14 protein-coding genes are annotated in these 19,351 nt (G+C 65.2%); 11 read left to right on the top strand and 3 right to left on the bottom strand.

Annotated elements, in window-relative coordinates; translation table 11 throughout:
- Positions 1-32: 32 nt before the first annotated feature.
- A complete protein-coding gene (locus AQZ59_RS09575) occupies positions 33-1,046 on the bottom strand; it encodes a glycosyltransferase family 4 protein (protein WP_148132424.1) in 1,014 nt (337 codons plus the stop codon).
- Positions 1,047-1,214: 168 nt separating this feature from the next.
- Between AQZ59_RS09575 and AQZ59_RS05350 the strand changes: the two genes are divergently transcribed.
- From AQZ59_RS05350 to AQZ59_RS05335, 4 genes are all read left to right on the top strand, one after another.
- Complete coding sequence (locus AQZ59_RS05350) at positions 1,215-2,489, top strand: glycosyltransferase (RefSeq protein ID WP_062613641.1); 1,275 nt, start codon at positions 1,215-1,217, stop codon at positions 2,487-2,489.
- 64 nt (positions 2,490-2,553) lie between these two features.
- Positions 2,554-4,161 carry an asparagine synthetase B family protein gene (locus AQZ59_RS05345; protein ID WP_062613640.1) on the top strand — a complete coding sequence of 536 codons (1,608 nt, stop codon included), beginning with the start codon at positions 2,554-2,556 and terminating at the stop codon, positions 4,159-4,161.
- 41 nt (positions 4,162-4,202) lie between these two features.
- Positions 4,203-5,444: a lipopolysaccharide biosynthesis protein gene (locus AQZ59_RS05340; protein WP_236698675.1), complete on the top strand. Its 1,242-nt coding sequence runs from the start codon at positions 4,203-4,205 to the stop codon at positions 5,442-5,444.
- A 225-nt stretch (positions 5,445-5,669) separates the two neighbouring features.
- Positions 5,670-7,736: a DUF6541 family protein gene (locus tag AQZ59_RS05335; protein ID WP_148132426.1), complete on the top strand. Its 2,067-nt coding sequence runs from the start codon at positions 5,670-5,672 to the stop codon at positions 7,734-7,736.
- A gap of 61 nt (positions 7,737-7,797) precedes the next feature.
- Here the strand turns inward: AQZ59_RS05335 and wecB are convergent, their stop codons facing one another.
- Positions 7,798-8,865: a non-hydrolyzing UDP-N-acetylglucosamine 2-epimerase gene (wecB, locus tag AQZ59_RS05330; RefSeq protein WP_062613703.1), complete on the bottom strand. Its 1,068-nt coding sequence runs from the start codon at positions 8,863-8,865 to the stop codon at positions 7,798-7,800.
- 110 nt (positions 8,866-8,975) lie between these two features.
- On the opposite strand from wecB, the gene AQZ59_RS05325 reads away from it, so the two are divergent.
- The gene (locus AQZ59_RS05325) at positions 8,976-10,142 is read left to right on the top strand and encodes a glycosyltransferase family 4 protein (protein ID WP_062613637.1); all 1,167 of its coding nucleotides are present in this window, start codon (positions 8,976-8,978) and stop codon (positions 10,140-10,142) included.
- Here AQZ59_RS05325 and AQZ59_RS05320 read toward each other — a convergent pair.
- Positions 10,105-11,259, bottom strand: coding sequence for a glycosyltransferase family protein (locus tag AQZ59_RS05320; protein ID WP_062613636.1), 1,155 nt, complete (start codon positions 11,257-11,259; stop codon positions 10,105-10,107). The two genes, AQZ59_RS05325 and AQZ59_RS05320, sit on opposite strands and share 38 nt — an antisense overlap.
- 58 nt (positions 11,260-11,317) lie before the next feature.
- Between AQZ59_RS05320 and AQZ59_RS05315 the strand changes: the two genes are divergently transcribed.
- The 6 genes from AQZ59_RS05315 to AQZ59_RS05290 all read left to right on the top strand — a co-directional run bounded on the left by AQZ59_RS05315 (position 11,318) and on the right by AQZ59_RS05290 (position 19,345).
- Entirely contained in the window at positions 11,318-13,282 is a 1,965-nt protein-coding gene (locus tag AQZ59_RS05315) for a DUF6541 family protein (protein WP_152994723.1), read from the top strand.
- Positions 13,283-13,376: 94 nt separating this feature from the next.
- Positions 13,377-14,450 (top strand): glycosyltransferase, encoded by a 1,074-nt coding sequence (locus tag AQZ59_RS05310; protein ID WP_082661177.1) that lies wholly within the window; start codon positions 13,377-13,379, stop codon positions 14,448-14,450.
- 113 nt (positions 14,451-14,563) lie between these two features.
- The gene (locus AQZ59_RS05305) at positions 14,564-15,859 is read left to right on the top strand and encodes a nucleotide sugar dehydrogenase (protein ID WP_062613634.1); all 1,296 of its coding nucleotides are present in this window, start codon (positions 14,564-14,566) and stop codon (positions 15,857-15,859) included.
- A gap of 71 nt (positions 15,860-15,930) precedes the next feature.
- Positions 15,931-16,764 (top strand): ABC transporter permease, encoded by an 834-nt coding sequence (locus tag AQZ59_RS05300; RefSeq protein WP_068538812.1) that lies wholly within the window; start codon positions 15,931-15,933, stop codon positions 16,762-16,764.
- A complete protein-coding gene (locus AQZ59_RS05295) occupies positions 16,761-18,002 on the top strand; it encodes an ABC transporter ATP-binding protein (protein ID WP_062613633.1) in 1,242 nt (413 codons plus the stop codon). Before AQZ59_RS05300 ends, AQZ59_RS05295 begins: the two co-directional genes overlap by 4 nt.
- Positions 17,999-19,345 carry a glycosyltransferase family 4 protein gene (locus tag AQZ59_RS05290; protein ID WP_062613632.1) on the top strand — a complete coding sequence of 449 codons (1,347 nt, stop codon included), beginning with the start codon at positions 17,999-18,001 and terminating at the stop codon, positions 19,343-19,345. Before AQZ59_RS05295 ends, AQZ59_RS05290 begins: the two co-directional genes overlap by 4 nt.
- Positions 19,346-19,351: the final 6 nt, after the last annotated feature.

Below are 19,351 nucleotides of genomic sequence, written 5' to 3'. Positions count from 1 at the left end.
TGAGTGCGGTTCCGCGCACGCTCTTAGAGCTCTTAGAGGTAGTGAGCGTAGCCTTCGAGGACGATGTCGAGTGCAGCGCTCGGGGAATGGTGGCGCTGCACCCATGCGTGGGTGTCGGCCGGGGTGGGGTTCTCAAGCGCGTCGCGCGTCAGGCGGGCTAGTGTCGCGACGTCGGCCGGGTCCACCGCCGTTCCGCCGAGTACGGGAGGGGAGAGGAGCGACGGGGCCGAGCCATCGTACCAGTCGGGATTGAGCGCCATGACGAGCGGGACGTTGAGGTCGAGGGAGTCGAGCTCGGAGGCGCCCATGATCCCGCTCTGTTGGCCGATCGCCAGCCTCGCCCCCGCAATCGTGGCGAGGTAGTCCGGGTAGGCCTGCTTCGGGATGAGCTCCACGCCCGCCGCGCGCGCTTGGCCAGAGTTTGGACCCCAGTCAATGCCCACGATCGCCGTTGAGTCGCCGAGTTCGCGGCGCAGCTCGCGGGCGAAGTCGATCTGATTCTGTCCGCCCTTAACGTCCTCCCAACGGGAGGCGAAGAACACGTAGTCGCGCCCGGCTAAGCCTGGTGCGGGCGTGCCCAGTGGCGTGGTGCTCGCCGCGACAGGAACGGGGACGAGGATCGCGTCCGCGCGGTGAGGCACCACATGCGCGCGGAGGTCGGGGGTCGAGTAGTAGACCACCGCCGCGCCGTCGATCGCGGCGAGGATGCGCGCGCGGTAGGCGGGCTTGTACTGCTGGGTACGGATGTCGGTGCCGTGCAGGTGGAGCGCGTAGGTGCGCAGCGCCCACTTCACGTGCGGCAGCGCGAGGGCGGAGTGCAGATGGATCAGCGGGTAGCGGGCCCGGGTGGCCGCGAAGCGGACCTCCCAGGCCAGGCCGCGTGCGGCCCGGTGAGCCTTCGTCGCAAGCGGGCTGGAGTGGACGGGTGTGCGCGCCCACTGGATCACCTTCCAGTCGTATCCGCGGTCGCGGGCCTTGCGGGCGAGGACGGTCGCGGTGAAGGCCGGGTCACCAAGGTGAAGCATTTTCTGCCACGTTGTAGTCATGGCTGTAGCCTAACCTGTCCGGCTGGCATGCCGGGCGAAGGCGGTGAGGAAATCAGATCCGGCCACACGTGTCTTTCGTGTTTGCGCCATCGTCTCAGCTGGTGCGATAAGATCGCCATCAACGGTGGACTGAGAGGACCGGTTGATCATATGGCGCGAGCTTTGGTTATGCTGACGGACAGTTTCCCCTTTAACGTAGGGGAGGAGTTCCTTGAGCAGGAAATTGATATCGTGTGCGAACAGTTCGACAAGGTGCTCATCATCCCCATGCGCACGCGTTCCGCCGACGCCAAGCAGACCCGGACCTTACCGCCCAACGCGGTGGCGGTGGCGCCAGATCCATCCGTTTCGCTACCGTGGTGGGTCACAACTGTGCTGAGGGTTCCGCAGGTGCTCATGCGGGCGCCGTCGTTATACGAGAACTGCCCGCTTACGGATCGCACCCGAGCGCTGATCGACGCCCGATTCTCGGCTAACGCCGTCGACCTGTTTAATCAGGTGCGCAAGATCATTTCCAAGGAGGTTCTCTCCCAGTTCGATTCCGTCGTCTTCTACGCCTACTGGCTGCACACCCCCGCGGCGGTGGGTGCGCTCATGCGCAAGTACCTCATGGCAGAGAGCCGCAGGGGCGTCGTCGTGAGCCGGGCACACGCCTACGACGTCGACGAGAAGGACTCGCGCTACGGCTACATTCCGGCGCGGCGCTTCCTCCTCGACGAACTGGATCACATTTATCCCATCAGCGACTACGCGGCGAGGTTCCTCACGAACCACGGGGAACGCAGGCCCGGACAGATCCAAGTCCGCCGACTCGGCGTGCCCGAGGTTCCGCTCGTCCACCGGACGCGCTCTCAGACCGTCTCCATTCTCTCCTGCTCGCACATGGCGCCCTACAAGCGGATCGACCTGATGACGGAGACGATCGGTGAACTCGAAAGGCGAGGATGGAACGTGCGCTGGCAACATATCGGGGAGTCCAATCCCGATCGCCTCGCCCATGCCAGGGAGCTCGCGGATCGGCTCTGTCCCCATTCGACGGTCGAGTTCCTCGGGCACCGGCCCAACGCGGAAGCGCGCCAGCGTTACGCCGACCCGTCCATTACGTTGTTTCTCAATACGTCGGACGGTGAGGGCGTGCCCGTCACGGTGATGGATGCGCTGGCCGCCGGCTTGCCCGTGGTGGCGACGTCGGCCGGCGGGACGGCCGAGGTCGTTCACGACGGCGTCAACGGCGTTATCGTTCCCGTCGAGACGAACGCCGCCGAGATCGCCGACGCGATCGAGAAGGTGGCGCGCGCTGACGACGCGGCCTATCAGCGAATGTGCGAGGCGGCGCGTCAGACCTGGTCGGAGATGTCGAACGCGCGTAAGCAATACGAGGACTTCGCCCGGCACCTGGCGGAGCTGTCACACGAGGCGGCACGCCGCGGCACATCGGCGTGAGGCCGCCGTGTCGGCGTCGCCACAGAAATAAGCGAAACGTGCCGGTGCCGGTAGGATCAAACCCATGTGTGCTGTAATCATCGCCGACGCCGAGAATTGGCTGCCCCTCGAGGGCCCCGCAGGCACCCTGTACTGGCGCGCCTCGCTTCGCGGCCAGGAACCCATCGGTATCCCGGACGGCGGCGAGCGCCTGGAAGAGTGGATCCGCCGTCAGGTAGGCAACTGGGCAGCGGCCTTCGTGACGGAGGATACGGCCTACCTCATGACGGATCAGGCGCGTTCCTTCCCCATTCACATCGCCTTGGGGTCGCCGACCGTGGTGTCATCCTCCATCGAAGCCATGCGCGCTCACATCCCATTCGTCCGTAACGAGCACGCGGCACAGGAGTTCCTCCACAGCGGGTACGTCCTCGGTGCCGACATGTTGGTCGACGGGGTGACGTCGCTACCGACGAGCACGCTGGCCGTGGTTCGTGGTGGGACGATCAGCCAGAAACACTACGTCAACTTTTACCCCGAGCATTCGGCCGATTCTTCCTCCTTTTGGCGGGCGGTGAAAGAGGAACTTCTGCGCACGTATGCGGGTCTGCTTGCTCGCGCCGATGGCAGGCAGCTCCTCATCCCGCTTTCTGGCGGGATTGACTCGCGCCTGCAGCTGGCGATTCTTCGTGAACTCGACGCCCCGAACGTCCTCAACTTCACGTATGGGAAGGCCGGCTCCGCCGAGGCCGGCATTTCGCGGCGATCGGCGGACCTCGCGGGCTTCGACTGGATCTTTGTGGAGCAGGACGGCGAGCGTGTCGCCCAGGCCTGGAACAGTCCCGCCAACAACGGGTTTCTCCGCCGCGCCTGGGAAGGCAACGCCCTTCCGCACATCCAGGACTGGTATGCGCTCCGCAAGCTTCGCCAGCTGGACCAGGTTGAGGCAGACGCGATCGTGCTACCTGGGCACACGGTGGTGGGCAATCAACACCACGCTGAGCTCCTCCAGCCGGGTACCTCCGTCACGAAGGCCCAGCTTGCCCGCGCCGTCGCGGAGACCCATCTCTCCCTGAGACGCCGCCCGGATCGAGCCGTGGCGCGGGCCTACACCGCGGAGAAGATCTCGAGCTTCATCGATGCGCACTGGGGCGATGGGGATGCGCAGCGCCGCTCTGATCTGATGCACCATTTCAATCTGGATAACCGGCAGGCCAAGTACATCTCGAATTCCGTGCGAGCGTACGAGCATTTCGGCTTCGACTGGGCTATGCCCATGTACGAGCGGTCTTTCCATGAGCTGTGGCTATCCGGGCCCTTTGGTGTTTATAGCCCGGATCGCGCCGAGTATCGTGAGTTTACCAACGCCTGGTTCGCAAAGACCACGGGCGAGGAGCTCGAGTATTTTCATGTTGCCACGGCACCCAGAGTGTCGCGAGGGCGGGCCGAGCTCCTGGCGATCGCCAAGAAACTGAAGCTGGTTGAGAAGGTGAATCGTCTGAAATCCGTCAAAACCCAGCTCAATCACCCGATGGGCTTTGAGGGATTTGCTCGAGGCACCTCCACGGGGATGCTCGCTTGGAAACTCTTGCGAGGCGAGACCCTCATGGGCGTTTTCGCCGAGGAGTTCCTGACCAATACATGGGTGCCGGAACAGGATGTGGTTCCCGACTCGCGGGGAGGGACGCAGTGAGGGCATGGCGGTGGGCGACCAATCAGCTAGAGCACCGGCCCGTGTTCAAAAACGTTCTCGTCCTGTTGACGGGGTCCACTCTCGCTCAACTCATCGCGATCCTCATCTCGCTGTTGACGGCCCGCATCTTCTCCCCGGAAGACTTTGGCGCCTTCGCGATCTACGGCTCGATCACCGGCGTCGTGACCGCTATAGCCAGCCTGCGCTACGACATGACGATCGTGCTTCCGGACTCGGATGAGGAAGCGCGGGTAGTTGGCAAGCTCGCGACTCGGATCAACGTCATCATCTCGGTCGCGTTCGCGCTGGCAGCTGTATTCCTGCGCAACTGGGTGTTCGACCTCTGGGGAAACCGGGTCGTGGCCGACTGGTTGCCCGTTGGCGGGCTCAGCATCTTCCTCGTCGCTCAGGTTACCATCCTGCAGTATTGGCACAACCGGACGCGTAACTACAAGGCCATCTCCATCAACCGGGTCGAGCAGACCGTGGGCTCCGCGGGCGGACAGCTCGGCTTCGGGGTAGCGGGGATGGTATCGATGCAGGGCCTCCTGTTTGGAACGCTCGTGGGGCAGGCCTGGGCCTTCTTCCGGCTGAACGCGAAAGCGAAGGATTTCCGCCAGCCCGTGGGGGAGGACGCCCCCTCGCTGGCGTACGTGGCGAAGAAGTATAAAAAGATGCCACTGCTGAACCTGCCTAACGCGCTTGTTGACGCGGTGCGGGTCAACGGCATTCAGATGCTCGTGGGGCTCGTGGCCGTGAGCGGGTTGGGCCAGTTCAACCTTGCGTGGCGGACTCTGCAGGTTCCCATCGGGCTCATCAACGGAGCCATCTCCCAGGTCTTCTACCGGGAACTTGCCGCGATCAAACCGGGAGGAATGAGGCTTCTGGTGGGGAGGACCACATTGCGCTCGGCCGTGTTCGGAATCCCTCCCTTCATCGCGCTGTACATCGTCTCGCCGTGGCTGTTCACCTTTGTCTTCGGTCCGCAGTGGGACCAAGCGGGCGATTTCGCGCGGGCTCTCACCCCTTGGCTGGCGCTTCAGCTCATTACCTCGCCGATCTCGACCGTATTCGTGGTCACCTCGAAGCAACAATGGCTTCTCGCCTTCTCCGTGGTCTTCGCCGCCGCGCCCCTGGCACTCCTGGCGATCAACCCGTTTGGGCTCCTCGGAACGATCGCCGCGATGAGCTGGATGATGGCGGGATTGCTGGGATTCATGATTGTGATGGCGCTATGGGCGGCACGCGATTTTGACCGGACTGCGGACAGCTCCGAGGCGTGAGGGCAACCCAGCGCTTCCCTTCCCCGGGCGGCCAGCTAGGCAGCTTCGCGCGCACGGGTCAGCCACGCGGGAGGCTAGCTAATCTCACACCGCGTACAGCGGCGACATGATTGAGGACGGCTACCTCGTGGAGCAGACTAAAACAAGCAAAGCACGAACAGAGATGGAGAAACTGTGGGGTATCTGGGCACCTGGGCTGGCTACGCTGGCCTTTTTCTGGCGCTGATGGCGGTTGTTTTTCTACCCGGTTACATCGCTCTCCGCTTCCTCCGCTTCCCGCGCTTCGGCTCGTTTGCCCTGGCGCCGGCCTGGACGATGGCGATCGTCGGCATTGGCGCAATTGTCCTCAACGACGGTGACGTGGGCTGGAATCGCGCAAGTTTCGCGCTCCTGTCTGTGCTGGTGATCTTGATATGTGCGATCGTGCGACGTCACGTATCCGCGGTGTTTGGTGCGGATAGAGCTCCCTATGGCGCATATCCGCGAAAGACCATGGCGGTGGCCATCGGCCTCCCGGTGGCGGTGTTGCTGGTCATGCTGGCCCCGATCCTGATCCTCATGGATCCCACGGTTCCCAGCTGGAGCCCGGATCCGATGTTCCACTACAACGGTGTGAACGCCGTGTTGCTCAGAGAGAACGCCTCCATGTTCGGTGCGATGGACACGAACCACGGCATCCGGGTTGCGGGTACCGTCTACCCCTCCGTGTGGCACGGGATCGTCTCCCTTGTGGCCGCGACTGGAACAATTGTGCCTGCCTCGCACGTCCTGGCCTTCGTGGTGATTCCGATCATCTGGGTGGTCGGCATGAGTTATCTCGCAACCAAGGCACTTCCGTACCACCCAATCGCCGCGATGCTCGTGCCAGTCATGTTGCTCGCTTTCCCCATATTTCCGGGATACCTTACCGTGGTTAACGGCTTGTGGCCGAATTCCCTGGCGCTTGCCGCCACCCCGGCCGTGATGGGTGCGGTGGTCGCGGCGTATCACCGTTACCGTTGGGGAGGAAGGCAGAATGCCAAGGAGATCCTCCTCCTCTCGGTAGCTGTGGTGGCCGTCGGAGTTGTCGGCGTGGCGGCGGCGCACCCCTCGACCGCCTTCACCCTCGGCTGGATAGCGATCCCGGCAGTCATCATGGTTGTCGTGCATGCCATGCGTGATCGGCTAAACGCTATGCAGGGCCGCAAGGGAATCTTGCTCACCGTCCTGGTGGTCCTGGCGATGGTAGCCGCTCTCGCCCTCGCGCTCAGTTCGTCAATCGTGCGTGACTATCTCGGCCGGAGTATGCCGCGTGGCTGGGACGATGTTTCGGCGCGGCTCGTGTCAGCGCTCGCCGTCTGGCCCGTCGGCAGGAATCCCATCGTGCTAGCCGGTGCGAGCATCGTCATGGTATCCGCAATTGTGATAGGGCTGCGTGTAGTGATCCGCCGACGCCACCTCTATTGGATCGCCCTAGCATGGGTGATGCAAACGCTCCTGATCCTCGGCGCGTTCTTCCCCCTCGGCCCGCTCACTTCGGTGGCCGGCCTGTGGTATCACAATGCCTACCGGCTCTTCGCCGTCCAGGTGATCTTCCTGGCACTCATCCTTGCGCTTGCCGCCTCCGAGGTGATCGGCTGGCTTTCCAGGTTCGCAACCAAGGGTGCCCCGGCGCGCTCGATGAGCGCTCAGACGGACGTGATCGCTCGGCGTCCCGCGTTTGTCGGTGGCATGGCGGCCGCTCTGATCGTCGTTCTGTTCTGCGCGTCGTTTGTGTACAACAAGCCCACGGTGTACGCGCAAGCCAAACCGAAATTCGGTGCGGATCAGATTCTCAAATCACGTGCCGAGCTGGACTTCATCGCTCACTTGGATGACTACATTCCGAAGCGCTCCATCGTGGTGGGCGATCCGACCTCGGGCATCGCCTATGCGCCGGCGTTCGGGCCGATCGATTCAGTCTTCTCCTCGATCGTCGTTCGCAACGTTGACGTCGAGGGCAAGATCCTAGCCAATGGTTTGAGGAGTATCGAGTACGACCCCCGGGTCTGCCAGGTGCTGAACGCCTACGGCATCAACTACTACTATGAGGACGCTCCCATTACATACCAGGGCATCAACGGTGCTGAATCAGTGCCCGGCCTGCACTCGGTGGACACGTCCAACGGCTATTTCCACCTGGTGGCGGAGGTCGACGGAGCTCGATTGTGGCAGATCACCGGCTGCCCTGGGCGAGCCGAGGCTCCGAACTGGTGGAATGTCCGAGACCGGAGGCTATCCGTGATTCAGCCTCCGTTGGATTCCGTGCGCTAGAGCGCATAAGAATGGGTCCGCGTTGCCACGGCAACGCGGACCCAGCCGATGTGCGGCCTGCCTAGCGGACCCGATCCTGGAGCAACCCGACGACGCGGTCTGCTGCATGCCCGTCGCCGTACGGCGTGGCGTCCGTGTCTGCCGGTCGAGGGCGCGAGGCCGCCTCGATGAGGGCATCGCCCGGCTCGACCAGCACGTTCCAGCCGAGCTGAACCGTCTCTACCCATTCGGTCTCGGTGCGAACCGTGGTACACGGGGTACGCAGGAGGAATGCCTCCTTCTGCAGACCGCCCGAATCGGTGATCACGCCGCGGGCGTGGCGCACCGTGGCGAGCAACTGGCTGTAGGGCACCGGCGGGTGGGTCACGAGATTGCCGCCGCCAAGGGTAAGGCCGTGCTCGGCGCACTTGGCGACAAGGCGCGGGTGGGCGAGGATCACGACGGTGTGATCGACCTGCTCGAGCGAGGAGAGCACGGCGGCGAGGCGCTCGCCGCCGTCGGTGTTCTCCGCCCGGTGGATGGTCGCAATGGAGAAGGTTCCGTTCTCCAGCCCCAGCTCTGCGGCGATCGGGGAGTAGGTCTCGTCGAGTTGGGCCACCTCGGTGAGAAGGACGTCGGTCATGACGTCGCCGACCACCACGGTGCGCTCGGCGAGGCCCTCGTGGGCGAGGTGCTCGGCGGCCACCTGGGTGGGAGCGAGCAGGAGGTCCGCGGCGTGGTCGGTGAGCACCCGGTTGTGCTCCTCGGGCATGAGCCTATTGAAGGAGCGCAGGCCGGCCTCTAGGTGGGCGATGGGAAAGTGAAGCTTGACAGCGGAGACGGCGGCGGCAAGCGTCGAGTTCGTGTCACCGTAGACGAGAACCCAGTCGGGCTTGTAATCCAACAACACACCGTCGAGCTTTTCGAGCATTTTGCCGGTCTGCTCGCCGTGGCTGCCCGAGCCGACGCCGAGGTGGACGTCGGGGGCCGGGATGCCGAGCTCGTCGAAGAACACATCCGAGAGCATCGGGTCGTAGTGCTGGCCGGTGTGGACGATGATATGCTCGACGCCTGCGCGCTCACACGCGTGCGCGATGGGGGCAAGCTTGACAAACTGCGGGCGTGCGCCCACGACGCTAAGGATCTTCATGTGAGTCATTTTAGAGGATGGAATGAGGGGACATAGATTCTTTGAGGTGGGTGTCAATCATAGTCCTTGCCTCCCCCACGCCCCGGCAATCGATATTAGGATGTGGTGCTATGACAAGGTGTGTCATTGTTTCCCGTATCTACGTGCCCGAGCCGGCCGCTGCGAGCTTCCGCCTGCGCGCCCTCGCCCGGGCGATAGCCGAGGACGGCGGTAAGACGCTGGTTATCACCAGCGACATCCCCAACGCTCTGACCGAGACGGGCAACGAGCCGGGGATCCGGGTCAGCCGGCGCCGCGTGCTCCGTGACTCGGAGGGGTATGTGCGCGGCTACCTGCCCTACATGAGCTTTGACCTGCCGGCCTTCGTGCGCCTGCTCGCCGTGCCGCGCCCCGACGTCGTGATCTGCGAGCCGCCGCCCACCACCGGTTTCTTCACGCGGATCGCCTGCACGATCCGTCGCGTCCCCTATGTCTACTACGTGCCGGACATCTGGGCGGACGCGGCACAGACCTCCGCGCCCGCGCCGGTGGTCAAGGTGTTGCGCTGGGTGGAGAACTGGGCTATCGGGGGAGCGGCGCATGTCGTCACCGTCTCCGACGCGGTGGCCGCCCGCCTCGGCGAGCTCGGCCACACGCACGTGACTGTGGCCACCAACGGGATTGACACCGACGTGTTCACGATGGAAGGCCCCACGCCTGCCGACGCCGAGGGGCCGTACTTCGTGTACGCGGGGACGGCCTCTGAGTGGCAGGGGGCGGAAATCTTCGCCCAGGCCATGCGCAAGGTTCACGCCCAGCGCCCGGATGCGAAGCTCGTGTACCTCGGCCAAGGCAGTTCGGCCGAGGCGATCGACGCGATCGCGCGCGAGCTACCCACGGGTGTCATCACCCAGCTGGGCCGGGTGGATGCGCAGGAGGCGGCCGCCTGGCAGCGCGGTGCGGTCAGCGCGCTGGTGTCGATCAAGCCGGGACTCGGCTACGACTTCGCAATGCCGACCAAGGTCTACTCGGCCCTGGCGGTGGGCACCCCCGTTGTCTACTGTGGCCCTGGCCCGTTGCGCGAGCCGATCGTCAGCGAGCGCCTGGGGGCGGTGGTTGCCTACGACGTCGATGAGGTCGCCTCGGCCATGCTGGCCGCGCTTGAGAAGCCTCGGGGCGATGAGGATCGCCGGCGCCGAAGGGCGTGGGTGGTCGAGTCCCACTCGCTGCGGCAGACGGGCCGCACGGCCCTGGAGGGCGTCAAGCGGGCTCTGAGCCCCCGAGCAACTCGCCAATAATCGAGTCGATCGTACGCGACTCGTTCTCGAAGGAGAGCTCGCGCGCGCAGGCTGTCGAGGCCCGCTTCCACTGCTCCACCTGCTCTCGCGTCAGGCTCTGGATGGCATTCACGATCGTGTCGTGCTCGAAGTCCTCGGTCACCAGGCCGAGCCCGTAGCGTTCCACGAGCCGCGCCATCTCCACGGTGGGTCCGACGGCCACGGCGAGCCGAGCCTGGATGAAGTCGAAGATCTTGTTGGGCAACGTCAGGCGGGCGTTTGTGTTGAACGGTGGGATCCAGAAGATGCCCACGTCGTAGGCGTTGAGCGTGGCGGGCAGCTCGTCCGGCTTGACCGGGCCGTGGAAGGTGATGCGCGGGTTATCGCCGGCGATCTCCTTAAGCTTGCGCAGGTAGGCGCCGCCGTCGTTCGCCGGGATGAGGTAGAGATCAAGCGTGACCTTATCGCCCGCGTCCACGGCCCCGGCGATCATCGCCTCGATGTTGCGCCCGAACACGGCGCCGCCGGAGTGGACCAGCCGGATGACCCCGTCCTCGCGCATGGGGCTGGGCTCGAGGTCAGCGAACGGTGCCATGTTGCGCACGAGCCTGGGAGTAACCCCGTAGCGCTCGCGGTAGAGCGAGGCGATCTCCTCACCCACCGTGGACTGGGCGGCGGTCTGCGGAAGATATGTCTTGCAAGCGTAGTCCATGAACGGCGCCACGAGCAGGCGCCAGGAGGTGACGTGCGTACGCTCCTCGGGCGCCCACTCGTGCAGGTCGGCCCATACGGGTGCCTGCCCGCGCACGGCGAACGCGAGCGGCAGGGCCCGGGCGTCGTTGGCGATCACCAGGTCAAAGGTGCGATCCCCGATGAGCGCGAGGGCCGCACGGGTGCCGGGTGCATCCAACTCCACGGACTTGTGCATGCGCAGTGCGAGCTTGAGCACGCCGAGCGGGGTCTGCGGCAGAGAGACGGCCTTGTCCGGCAGCTGAAGATGCTCATCCGAACCCGCGGGCTTGGGGCCGTAACCCACAGTGGTCACGTGGCCGTGCTTAGCCACCACAGAAATTTCCCGGAGCACGCGTGCGTCCGAGGCGATCTTGGAAAAAGAGATGACGAGGATCCGTGGAGTCATGGGTTAAGCATAGCGCGGGGCTCCGCTAGTCTTGACCCGAAGGAGGAACCGCGTGGGCATGATCATCGACTATCTGGGCCTGATGGCGTACGCCGCCGGCATCGCCGCCGCCTGCTATCTTCCCGGCTTCGTTACCGCACGCGCCGGGGGCGCCTCGCGCGCCGTCGCGCTCGTCCTTGCCCCCGCGCTCAGCTTCGCTGCCGTGGGGCTCGGAGGAATCGCGGCGCATGCTGCCGGCATCCGCTGGGGGTGGCCCGTCTTCCTGGGCGCCGCCGCGTTCCTCGCCGGTGTCTGCGCGCTCGGCCGGCGCGGCATGGCGCCCGTCAACGCCGCGTGGGAGTCCCTGAGGGACCGGGCCGTGGATCGCCCGCGCCGCCTGTCCCTCGTCCTCGCTGCCCTTTTCCTCATCGCCCCCATCCTGGCGCTCATCGACCCGAACGTCCCCAGCTCACAGGCCGACCCCATGTTCCACTACAACGGGGTGAACGCGATCGTCCACACGGGCGACGCCTCCGCCCTGTCCGCGATGGGCTGGAACTACGGCGTGAGTGCCGCGCCCGCCACCTACCCCGTGGTCTGGCACGCGCTCCTCGCCCTCTTCGGCAACTCCCACATCCTGCTTGCCTCGCATGCCTTCGCCTACGTCGTGATTCCGATCGTCTGGCTTGTGGGCATGGATGCCTTCGTGCGCGCCGCACTCCCCGGCCGCCCGCGCGCTGGGGTGGCCGCGCCGATCGTCGGGGCGATCCTGCCCTACTTCCCGAACTTCATGACAGTCGCGCGCGGCTTTTGGCCCAACGCCATCGCCGTGGCCGTCATCCCCGCCATCTACGCCGTGGGGATCCTTGCCGTGCGTTCCCTGCCGATGCGGGCCCGCGACGCCGTTGCCCCGGTCACGCTGATTGTCGTTGCCGGCGTCGGGATGGGGCTCGCCCACCCGGGCGCCGTGTTCGCCGCCCTGTGGCCGCTCGTCCCCATCGCGGGCGCGCTCATCGTGGTGGGTACAGTACGCGGGATGCGGGAGCGCTCGCGGATCTGGGCGGTGCTCGCGGTGCTCAGCGCCGCCGTTCTCCTGGTGGGCGGACTGCTCACCCTCCACCCGCGCGTGCAACTCTTCCTCGCCCGCCCGCATCCGCGCTCCTGGAACACAGCCGAACGCCTTAATACCTTGCGTGAGCAGCTCGCGGACGTGCCCGTGGCGCTGGTCGTGGCCGGCGTGATCGGCGTCGTTATTGCGGTAGCGGCCGTGGTGTTCGTGGCGCGATCGGCGTGGCGGGTGAGCGAGGGGCGCTGGCTCTTGGTGGCGTGGCTGGCGCAGTGGCTCATCGTGTTCGGCGCCTACGTGGACGGTAATGTGTTCTCGGACATCGCCGGCATCTGGTACCACGACCCGAAGCGGGCCATGGCCATCCAGACGATCTTCACGGCCCCGCTCATTGCCCTCGCACTCGAGCAGTGGGTGCGAGGCTGGAGGTTTGGCGTCGTCGTGCTCGCCTCCTTCCTGATTGGTGGCGGTCTGAGGGCTAGCCTCTATGCCGATGCCCGTCCGCCGATCGGTCACGATAAGATCATCGACTCGCGCACCGAGATCGAGCTACTGTCCTCGCTCGACAAGCTCGTGCCCCCGGACTCGGTCATCCTGGGCGACCCAACTACCGGCATCGGTTACGGACCGGCGTACTCGCGGATCGGCGTCGTCTTCCCGCAGGTCAACTACCGCGCGAAAGATCCCGACGCCGACTACCTGCGCCAGAACTTTGCCAGCCTCGACCCGAAGGTGTGCGAGATCCTGCACACCTACGGAATCGGGTACTACTACTCCGATGCCCCGCTCCTCTTCCAGAAGAAGGACCGGGCGCAGACCTGGCCAGGACTCTACGGCGCCACAAACGGACTGGAAGAAATCGCCAGCACAGGCGGGGGAACCCTGTGGAAGATTACCGGGTGTGGACCGATCCAGCCCACGAACTGGTGGGCGAATCCTCATCGCCTGGCGGCTGCGCATCCGGCGACCACCGATTAGCGCCGAATCCCCCGGAAGGCGACGGCTTTAATGCTAGTGTTGATCGGGCAATGTGGCGGCACATGCCCGCGGAAATGACGTGAGGAATCGTGTGATGAAAGAACTGATGGTCTACCACGCTCCCTACCCGATGGACTGGAACGCCTCAAGCGCTTCGCGCGTCCGGCCCGCCCGCATGCTTCAGGCGTTCCGCGAGAACTACGACGTCCATGAGATTGTCGGCAACCCCAACGAGCGCCGGCGCGCTTTTTCCGAGCTGAAGAAACGGGTGAGGGCGGGCCAGAAGGTGGCCTTCGCATACTCCGAGTCCTCCACGTCCCCCAACTGCCTGGCCACGTCGGTCAAGAAGGGAGTCGATCCCCTGATCGAGCCGCGCATCTTCGCCTACTTCAAGCGCCACGGTATCCCCTTCGGCCAGTTCTACCGTGACGTGTACTGGATGTTCCCCGACCAGCTCACCACGGTGGCGCCGCTACGAAAGTTCATCATGCGGATCCTGTACCGTTTCGACCTGGCGCTCATGGACAAGACGGGCGCCCACCTGTTTGTCCCGACCGCGAAGATGGGGACGCTGTTGCCTGCGTTTTCCGGGCGGTGTACGCCGCTTCCCCCCGGGACGACGCCGGTCGACTCCGCCTATCCCGACCAGCTGTCTCTGTTCTACGTGGGGGGAATCGGCCCGCATTACCGGATGGAGGAGCTGTTCAAGGCGGTCAAACGGGTGCCCGAGGTGCGGCTGACGGCGTGCTTCCCGAAGGCCGGATGGGACTCGGTCAAGGCAGACTACTGGCAATACATGGGCGACAACATCCGGATCGTTCATGCCTCCAACAAAGAGATGCCAGCCTTCTACGATGAGACCTCGGCGGCGCTACTGTTCGTTGAGCCGAGCGAATACCGGGAGTTCGCTGCGCCGATGAAGTTCTATGAGGCGCTGTCCTTCGGCAAGCCCGTTATCACCACGAAGCACACGCACGCGGGCCGCGAGTGCGAACGTCTGGGTGTGGGCGTGGCTCTTGACTACGACGCCGATGCGCTAGAGGCGCTGCTACGCTCTTGGCTCGCCCACCCCGACCAGCTTGCCGCTCTGCAGGCCCGCGCCCGCGAGGTGCGCAATACCGAGCGGTGGCTGGATCGCACGTCCGAGGTCGCCAGGGTCCTGCGCTGAGCGCCGGCGTTCGCGCTGGCCAATTAGCGCATCTCACTTGCCAGCGATGCGCAGATAGCGGCGCCACCTGGCCAGGTGCAGTAGTCTTATATCAGCCAAATAAGGAGTGAATTATGCGTATTGCTGTTATCGCGATGGGCAAGATCGGCCTGCCGCTCGCCGTCCAGTTCGCCGACATGGGCCACGAGGTCATTGGTGTGGACGTGAACGAGGAGACCGTGCGCCTCATCAACGAGGCCACCGAGCCGTTCCCGGGCGAGGCCCACCTGCAGGAGAAGCTCTCCGAGCTGGTTCCGGCCGGCAAGCTCCGCGCAACCACCAACTACGCCGAGGCGATCCCGGATGCTGAGGCAATCGTGCTGGTGGTGCCACTCTTCGTCAACGATGCCACGTGGGAGCCGGACTTCGGCTGGATGGACGCGGCCACGAAGTCCCTGGCTGAGCACCTCACCCCGAACACCCTTATTTCGTACGAGACCACCCTGCCGGTCGGTACCACGCGTGGCCGCTGGAAGCCCATGATCGAAGAGATCTCGGGCCTGACCGAGGGCAAGGATTTCCACCTCGTCTTCTCCCCGGAGCGCGTGCTCACCGGCCGCGTGTTCGAAGACCTGCGCCGCTACCCGAAGCTGGTGGGTGGCCTGAGCGAGGCCGGCACCAAGGCGGCGATCGAGTTCTACGAGTCCGTGCTCACCTTCGACGACCGCCCGGACCTGCCGCGCGAGAACGGCGTGTGGGACATGGGCTCGGCCGAGGCCGCCGAGATGGCCAAGCTGGCCGAGACCACCTACCGCGACGTCAACATCGGCCTGGCTAACCAGTTCGCCGTCTACGCCGACTCGGTGGGCATCGACGTCCAGCGGGTGATCGACGCCTGTAACTCCCAGCCCTACTCTCACATCCACCGCCCGGGCATCGCGGTGGGCGGGCACTGCATCCCGGTCTACCCGCGCCTGTACCTGTCCACGGACCCGGACGCGTCGATCGTGCGCACGGCTCGCCAGTACAACGCTGGCATGCCCGAATACGTGGTGGGCCGAGTCGAGTCCCTGCTCGGCGACCTCAAGGGCCAGAAGGTGGCCGTACTCGGCGCCTCCTACCGAGGTGGCGTGAAGGAGACGGCGTTCTCCGGCATCTTCGCCACCGTCGACGCGCTGCGCGAGCGCGGCGCCGAGGTCACGGTCCACGACCCGATGTTCACCGACGAGGAGCTTGCCACGTTCGGCTGGGACGCCTACCACCTGGGCGAGGAGGTGGCCGCCGTCGTCGTGCAGGCCGACCACGCCCAGTACAAGAGCGTGACTCCTGCCGACTTCCCGGGCATCAAGGTGCTCTTCGATGGCCGCCGCGTGACCGACCCGGCCCTGTGGGTGGGAACCCCGCGCCTGGTGATCGGCGACGCGAACTAGACCGCATAAGCCCGAGGGGCGCCACGCGCGCCCCTCGGGCTTCCCTATAGAGATCCAAGGAACATAACCACGTGACGATTCTTGAGGAAGTGCGAAGCTCAAAGGAGCTGCTTCGCAATCTCACGCTGCGCGAGATCAAGGGCAAGTACAAGCGCACGGCCCTGGGGCAACTGTGGTCGCTCGCCAACCCGATCGCCCTGATGATCGTCTACAGCTTCGTCTTCGCAATCGTCATCCGAGTCAACGTGCCGCCAGGGTCGCCCTCGGGGCTGGACCTGTTCGTCATCTGGCTCCTGTGCGGGCTGCTTCCCTGGACGTTCTTCTCCAACGTGGTTAACGGCGCGATGGACGCCGTGACGGGGAACGAAAACCTCATCAAGAAGGTCTACTTCCCCCGCTGGGTGCTGGTGGTGTCCAACACCTCCGCGGCCCTCTACCAGCATGCCCTCGAGCTGGCGATCTTGGCGATCGCGATCCTCATCCTCGGCTCGAACATCCTCATCTACATCCCGATCGTGGCAGTGACCACGCTCATGTTGGCTTTCTTCGCCACCGGCCTTGGCTTCTTCGCGGCGATAGCGAACGTGTACTTCCGCGACGTGCAACACTTCATGGGGATCCTCTTCCAGCTCGGCTTCTACGCCAGCCCGATCGTCTACCCGGTCACGTACGTGCGCGACGTTTCGGATTCGGTGGGCCCGATCATCGGCCCGATCTCGATCATCGATATCTACAACCTTAACCCGTTCGTGCACTTCGCTGCGATCTTCCGCAACCTGCTCTACGACGGGCGCTGGCCCGACTGGCCGGTGTTCGGCATCATGGCGCTGGCCAGCGCGGTGGTGTTCGTCTGGGGTTGGCACGCGTTTACCAAGCGCCAGGATTACCTTGCGGAGGTGCTGTGAACGCTGTCGAGGTCCGGGACGTCACGAAGTCCTTCAAGATTTACTCCGAGCGCAACAACACGCTCAAGTCCGCCATCATGCGCGGGCGTCGCTCCGTCCACCAGGACTTCCAGGCACTCAAGGGTGTCTCGCTTGACGTGCCGCAGGGTTCCACGTTCGCGCTGGTGGGCGACAACGGTTCGGGCAAGTCCACCTTGCTCAAGTGCATCGCGAAGATCCTCGTGCCCAACTCGGGCACCATCACCCGCAACGGCAAGATCGCGGCCATGCTCGAGGTCGGTTCCGGCTTCCACCCCGAGCTGTCGGGCCGCGACAACATCTACCTCAACGGCTCTATCCTGGGCATGTCCCGCGCCGACATCGACGCCCGCCTGGATGAGATCATCGCCTTCTCCGGCGTGGAGGCCTTCATTGACCAGCCGGTCAAAAACTACTCCTCTGGTATGTACGTGCGCCTGGGCTTCTCCGTGGCAATCCACACCGAGCCGGACATCCTGCTAGTGGACGAGATCCTCGCCGTCGGGGATGCGGCCTTCCAGGAGAAATGCACCAAGAAGTTCGTGGACTTGAAGAATGAGGGCCGCACGGTCGTCGTCGTCTCCCACTCCGTTCCGCAGCTGAAGCAAATGGCGGATCACGCCGCGTGGCTCAAGGAGGGCGTGCTGCAAAAGGTGGGCCCGGCCGAGGACGTGCTGGACGACTACGCCGACTCCACCCGCTTCTTCACCGGCATTGACGATGCGGGGCGCGTGCGTTGGGGAAGCGGCGAGGCGCGCGTGGACCAGGTGGAGGTGCTGCGCGGGGACGGCAGCCCGGTGATGGGTTCGGTGCGCACGGGCGAAGAGCTCATCTTCCGCCTGCACTACACCGCCCACGAGCGCATCGAGCGGCCCGTCTTCGGCTTTTCCCTGTCCTCCAACGACGGCACCTACCTGTGGGGCAACAACACCCGCGACCAGCACTTTGGCATCGACTTCATCGAGGGTCCGGGCACGATCGACCTGCGAGTGCCGAACCTGGTGCTCCAGCCGGGCCTGTACACGATCGACGGTTCGGTGGTGAACACGACTACCGAGCATGTCTACGACTACGTACGCGAGGCGAACGGGATCGCGGTGCGCAACGGCGTGCCCTTCGAGTCGGGTGGGTATGTGATTTTGGATGGGCGCTGGTCGATGCCCGGCCGCGACGAGCAGGACCACTGGGGACGCCCCGGCAAGCCACACTTGGAGGCATGATGCGGATCGCGATCGTCACCCTTGACACCTTCGGCCAGAAGATGGCCGGCCCCGCCATCCGCGTGTGGGAAATGGCGGGTTTGCTGAGCTCCGAGCATGAGGTGGAGGTCTTCACCTTCGGTGCTGTCGAGCGCGAGGGGGAGGGCTTTCGGCTGCGCCGCACGCGCGTGGAGGACTTCCGCGGTGAGCTTGGGCAACCGGACGTGGTCATCATCCAGGGATACCTGGTGCGCACCTTCCCGTGGCTGGCTACCTCCGCCTTCAAGCTGGTGGTGGACCTGTACGATCCGTTCCACATCGAGTCCCTTCAGGTGGAGCGCTTCCACCCGATGGATGAGCGCCAGCGCGCCATCGACCACGCGCTCGGCGAGCTGAACGCACAGGTGCGCGGCGGGGACTTCTTCCTGTGCGCCTCGAACAAGCAACGCGACTTGTGGCTGGGCCACCTCGCCGCGCTGGGCCGCATCAACCCCCTTACCTACGATGATGATCCGCAGCTGCGCCACCTCATCGACGTCGTTTCCTTCGGAATCTCCTCCACACCGCCGGTGCGGACACGGGCGGCGGTACGCGGGGTGATCGACGGGATCGGCGCGGATGACCGGGTGATCGTGTGGGGCGGCGGGGTCTACAACTGGTTCGACCCGCTAACCGTGATCCGCGCGGTGGACGCCGTGCGCGCCGACGTGCCGAACGTCCGCCTGTTGTTCATGGGCGCCAAGCATCCCAACCCCGATGTGCCCGAGATGCAAATGCTGCGCAACGCCCGCGAGCTCGCCGACCGGTTGGGCCTGACCGACACTCACGTCTTCTTCAACGAGGAGTGGGTGGAGTACGCCGACCGGCACAACTACCTTCTCGACGCCGACCTGGCCGTCTCCGCCCACCTTCCGGGCCTGGAAACCGACTTCTCCTTCCGCACTCGCATGCTCGACTACCTGTGGGCCGGGCTGCCGATCGTGACCAGCGAGGGCGACTTCTTCGCCGAGCTCGTGGCCGAGCGCGGGCTCGGACGCGCGGTGCCCACGCAGGACGCGGACGCGATGGCCCGGGCCTTCCGGGAGTTCCTCACCGACGACGCCGAACGCGCGGCCTGCGCCCGAAACGTCGCGGAGGTGGCGGCGGACTTCACATGGGAGAGGACCCTGGCGGCACTCGCGGCCTACTGCCGCGACCCGTGGGAGGCTGCCGACCGGCCGCTCGGCCGGCGCGGGCAGGGGGAGCAGGGCCCGGGCCCTGGGCGCGGGTACCGGGTGTTGGCGCGCAAGGCGGTGCGCTCGGTGCGCGAGCGCGGCCTGCGTGCCACGGCCGCGCAGGTGCGGCGATACCTCACGCGCAACTAAGTATGC

Source organism: Trueperella bernardiae (assembly GCF_001469025.1).
Taxonomy (GTDB): Bacteria; Actinomycetota; Actinomycetes; order Actinomycetales; family Actinomycetaceae; genus Trueperella; species Trueperella bernardiae.
This window is presented reverse-complemented; position numbering and strand designations above follow the sequence as displayed.

Excerpts from the sequence above, each read along its gene's own strand:
- AQZ59_RS05325 (WP_062613637.1), top strand. The coding sequence starts at position 8,976 with ATGACAAGGTGTGTCATTGTTTCCCGTATCTACGTGCCCGAGCCGGCC.
- AQZ59_RS05350 (WP_062613641.1), top strand. The coding sequence starts at position 1,215 with ATGCTGACGGACAGTTTCCCCTTTAACGTAGGGGAGGAGTTCCTTGAG.
- AQZ59_RS05290 (WP_062613632.1), top strand. The coding sequence starts at position 17,999 with ATGATGCGGATCGCGATCGTCACCCTTGACACCTTCGGCCAGAAGATG.
- AQZ59_RS09575 (WP_148132424.1), bottom strand. The coding sequence starts at position 1,046 with ATGACTACAACGTGGCAGAAAATGCTTCACCTTGGTGACCCGGCCTTC.
- AQZ59_RS05305 (WP_062613634.1), top strand. The coding sequence starts at position 14,564 with ATGCGTATTGCTGTTATCGCGATGGGCAAGATCGGCCTGCCGCTCGCC.
- AQZ59_RS05310 (WP_082661177.1), top strand. The coding sequence starts at position 13,377 with ATGAAAGAACTGATGGTCTACCACGCTCCCTACCCGATGGACTGGAAC.
- AQZ59_RS05315 (WP_152994723.1), top strand. The coding sequence starts at position 11,318 with ATGATCATCGACTATCTGGGCCTGATGGCGTACGCCGCCGGCATCGCC.
- AQZ59_RS05345 (WP_062613640.1), top strand. The coding sequence starts at position 2,554 with ATGTGTGCTGTAATCATCGCCGACGCCGAGAATTGGCTGCCCCTCGAG.
- AQZ59_RS05335 (WP_148132426.1), top strand. The coding sequence starts at position 5,670 with ATGGCGGTTGTTTTTCTACCCGGTTACATCGCTCTCCGCTTCCTCCGC.
- wecB (WP_062613703.1), bottom strand. The coding sequence starts at position 8,865 with ATGAAGATCCTTAGCGTCGTGGGCGCACGCCCGCAGTTTGTCAAGCTT.
- AQZ59_RS05320 (WP_062613636.1), bottom strand. The coding sequence starts at position 11,259 with ATGACTCCACGGATCCTCGTCATCTCTTTTTCCAAGATCGCCTCGGAC.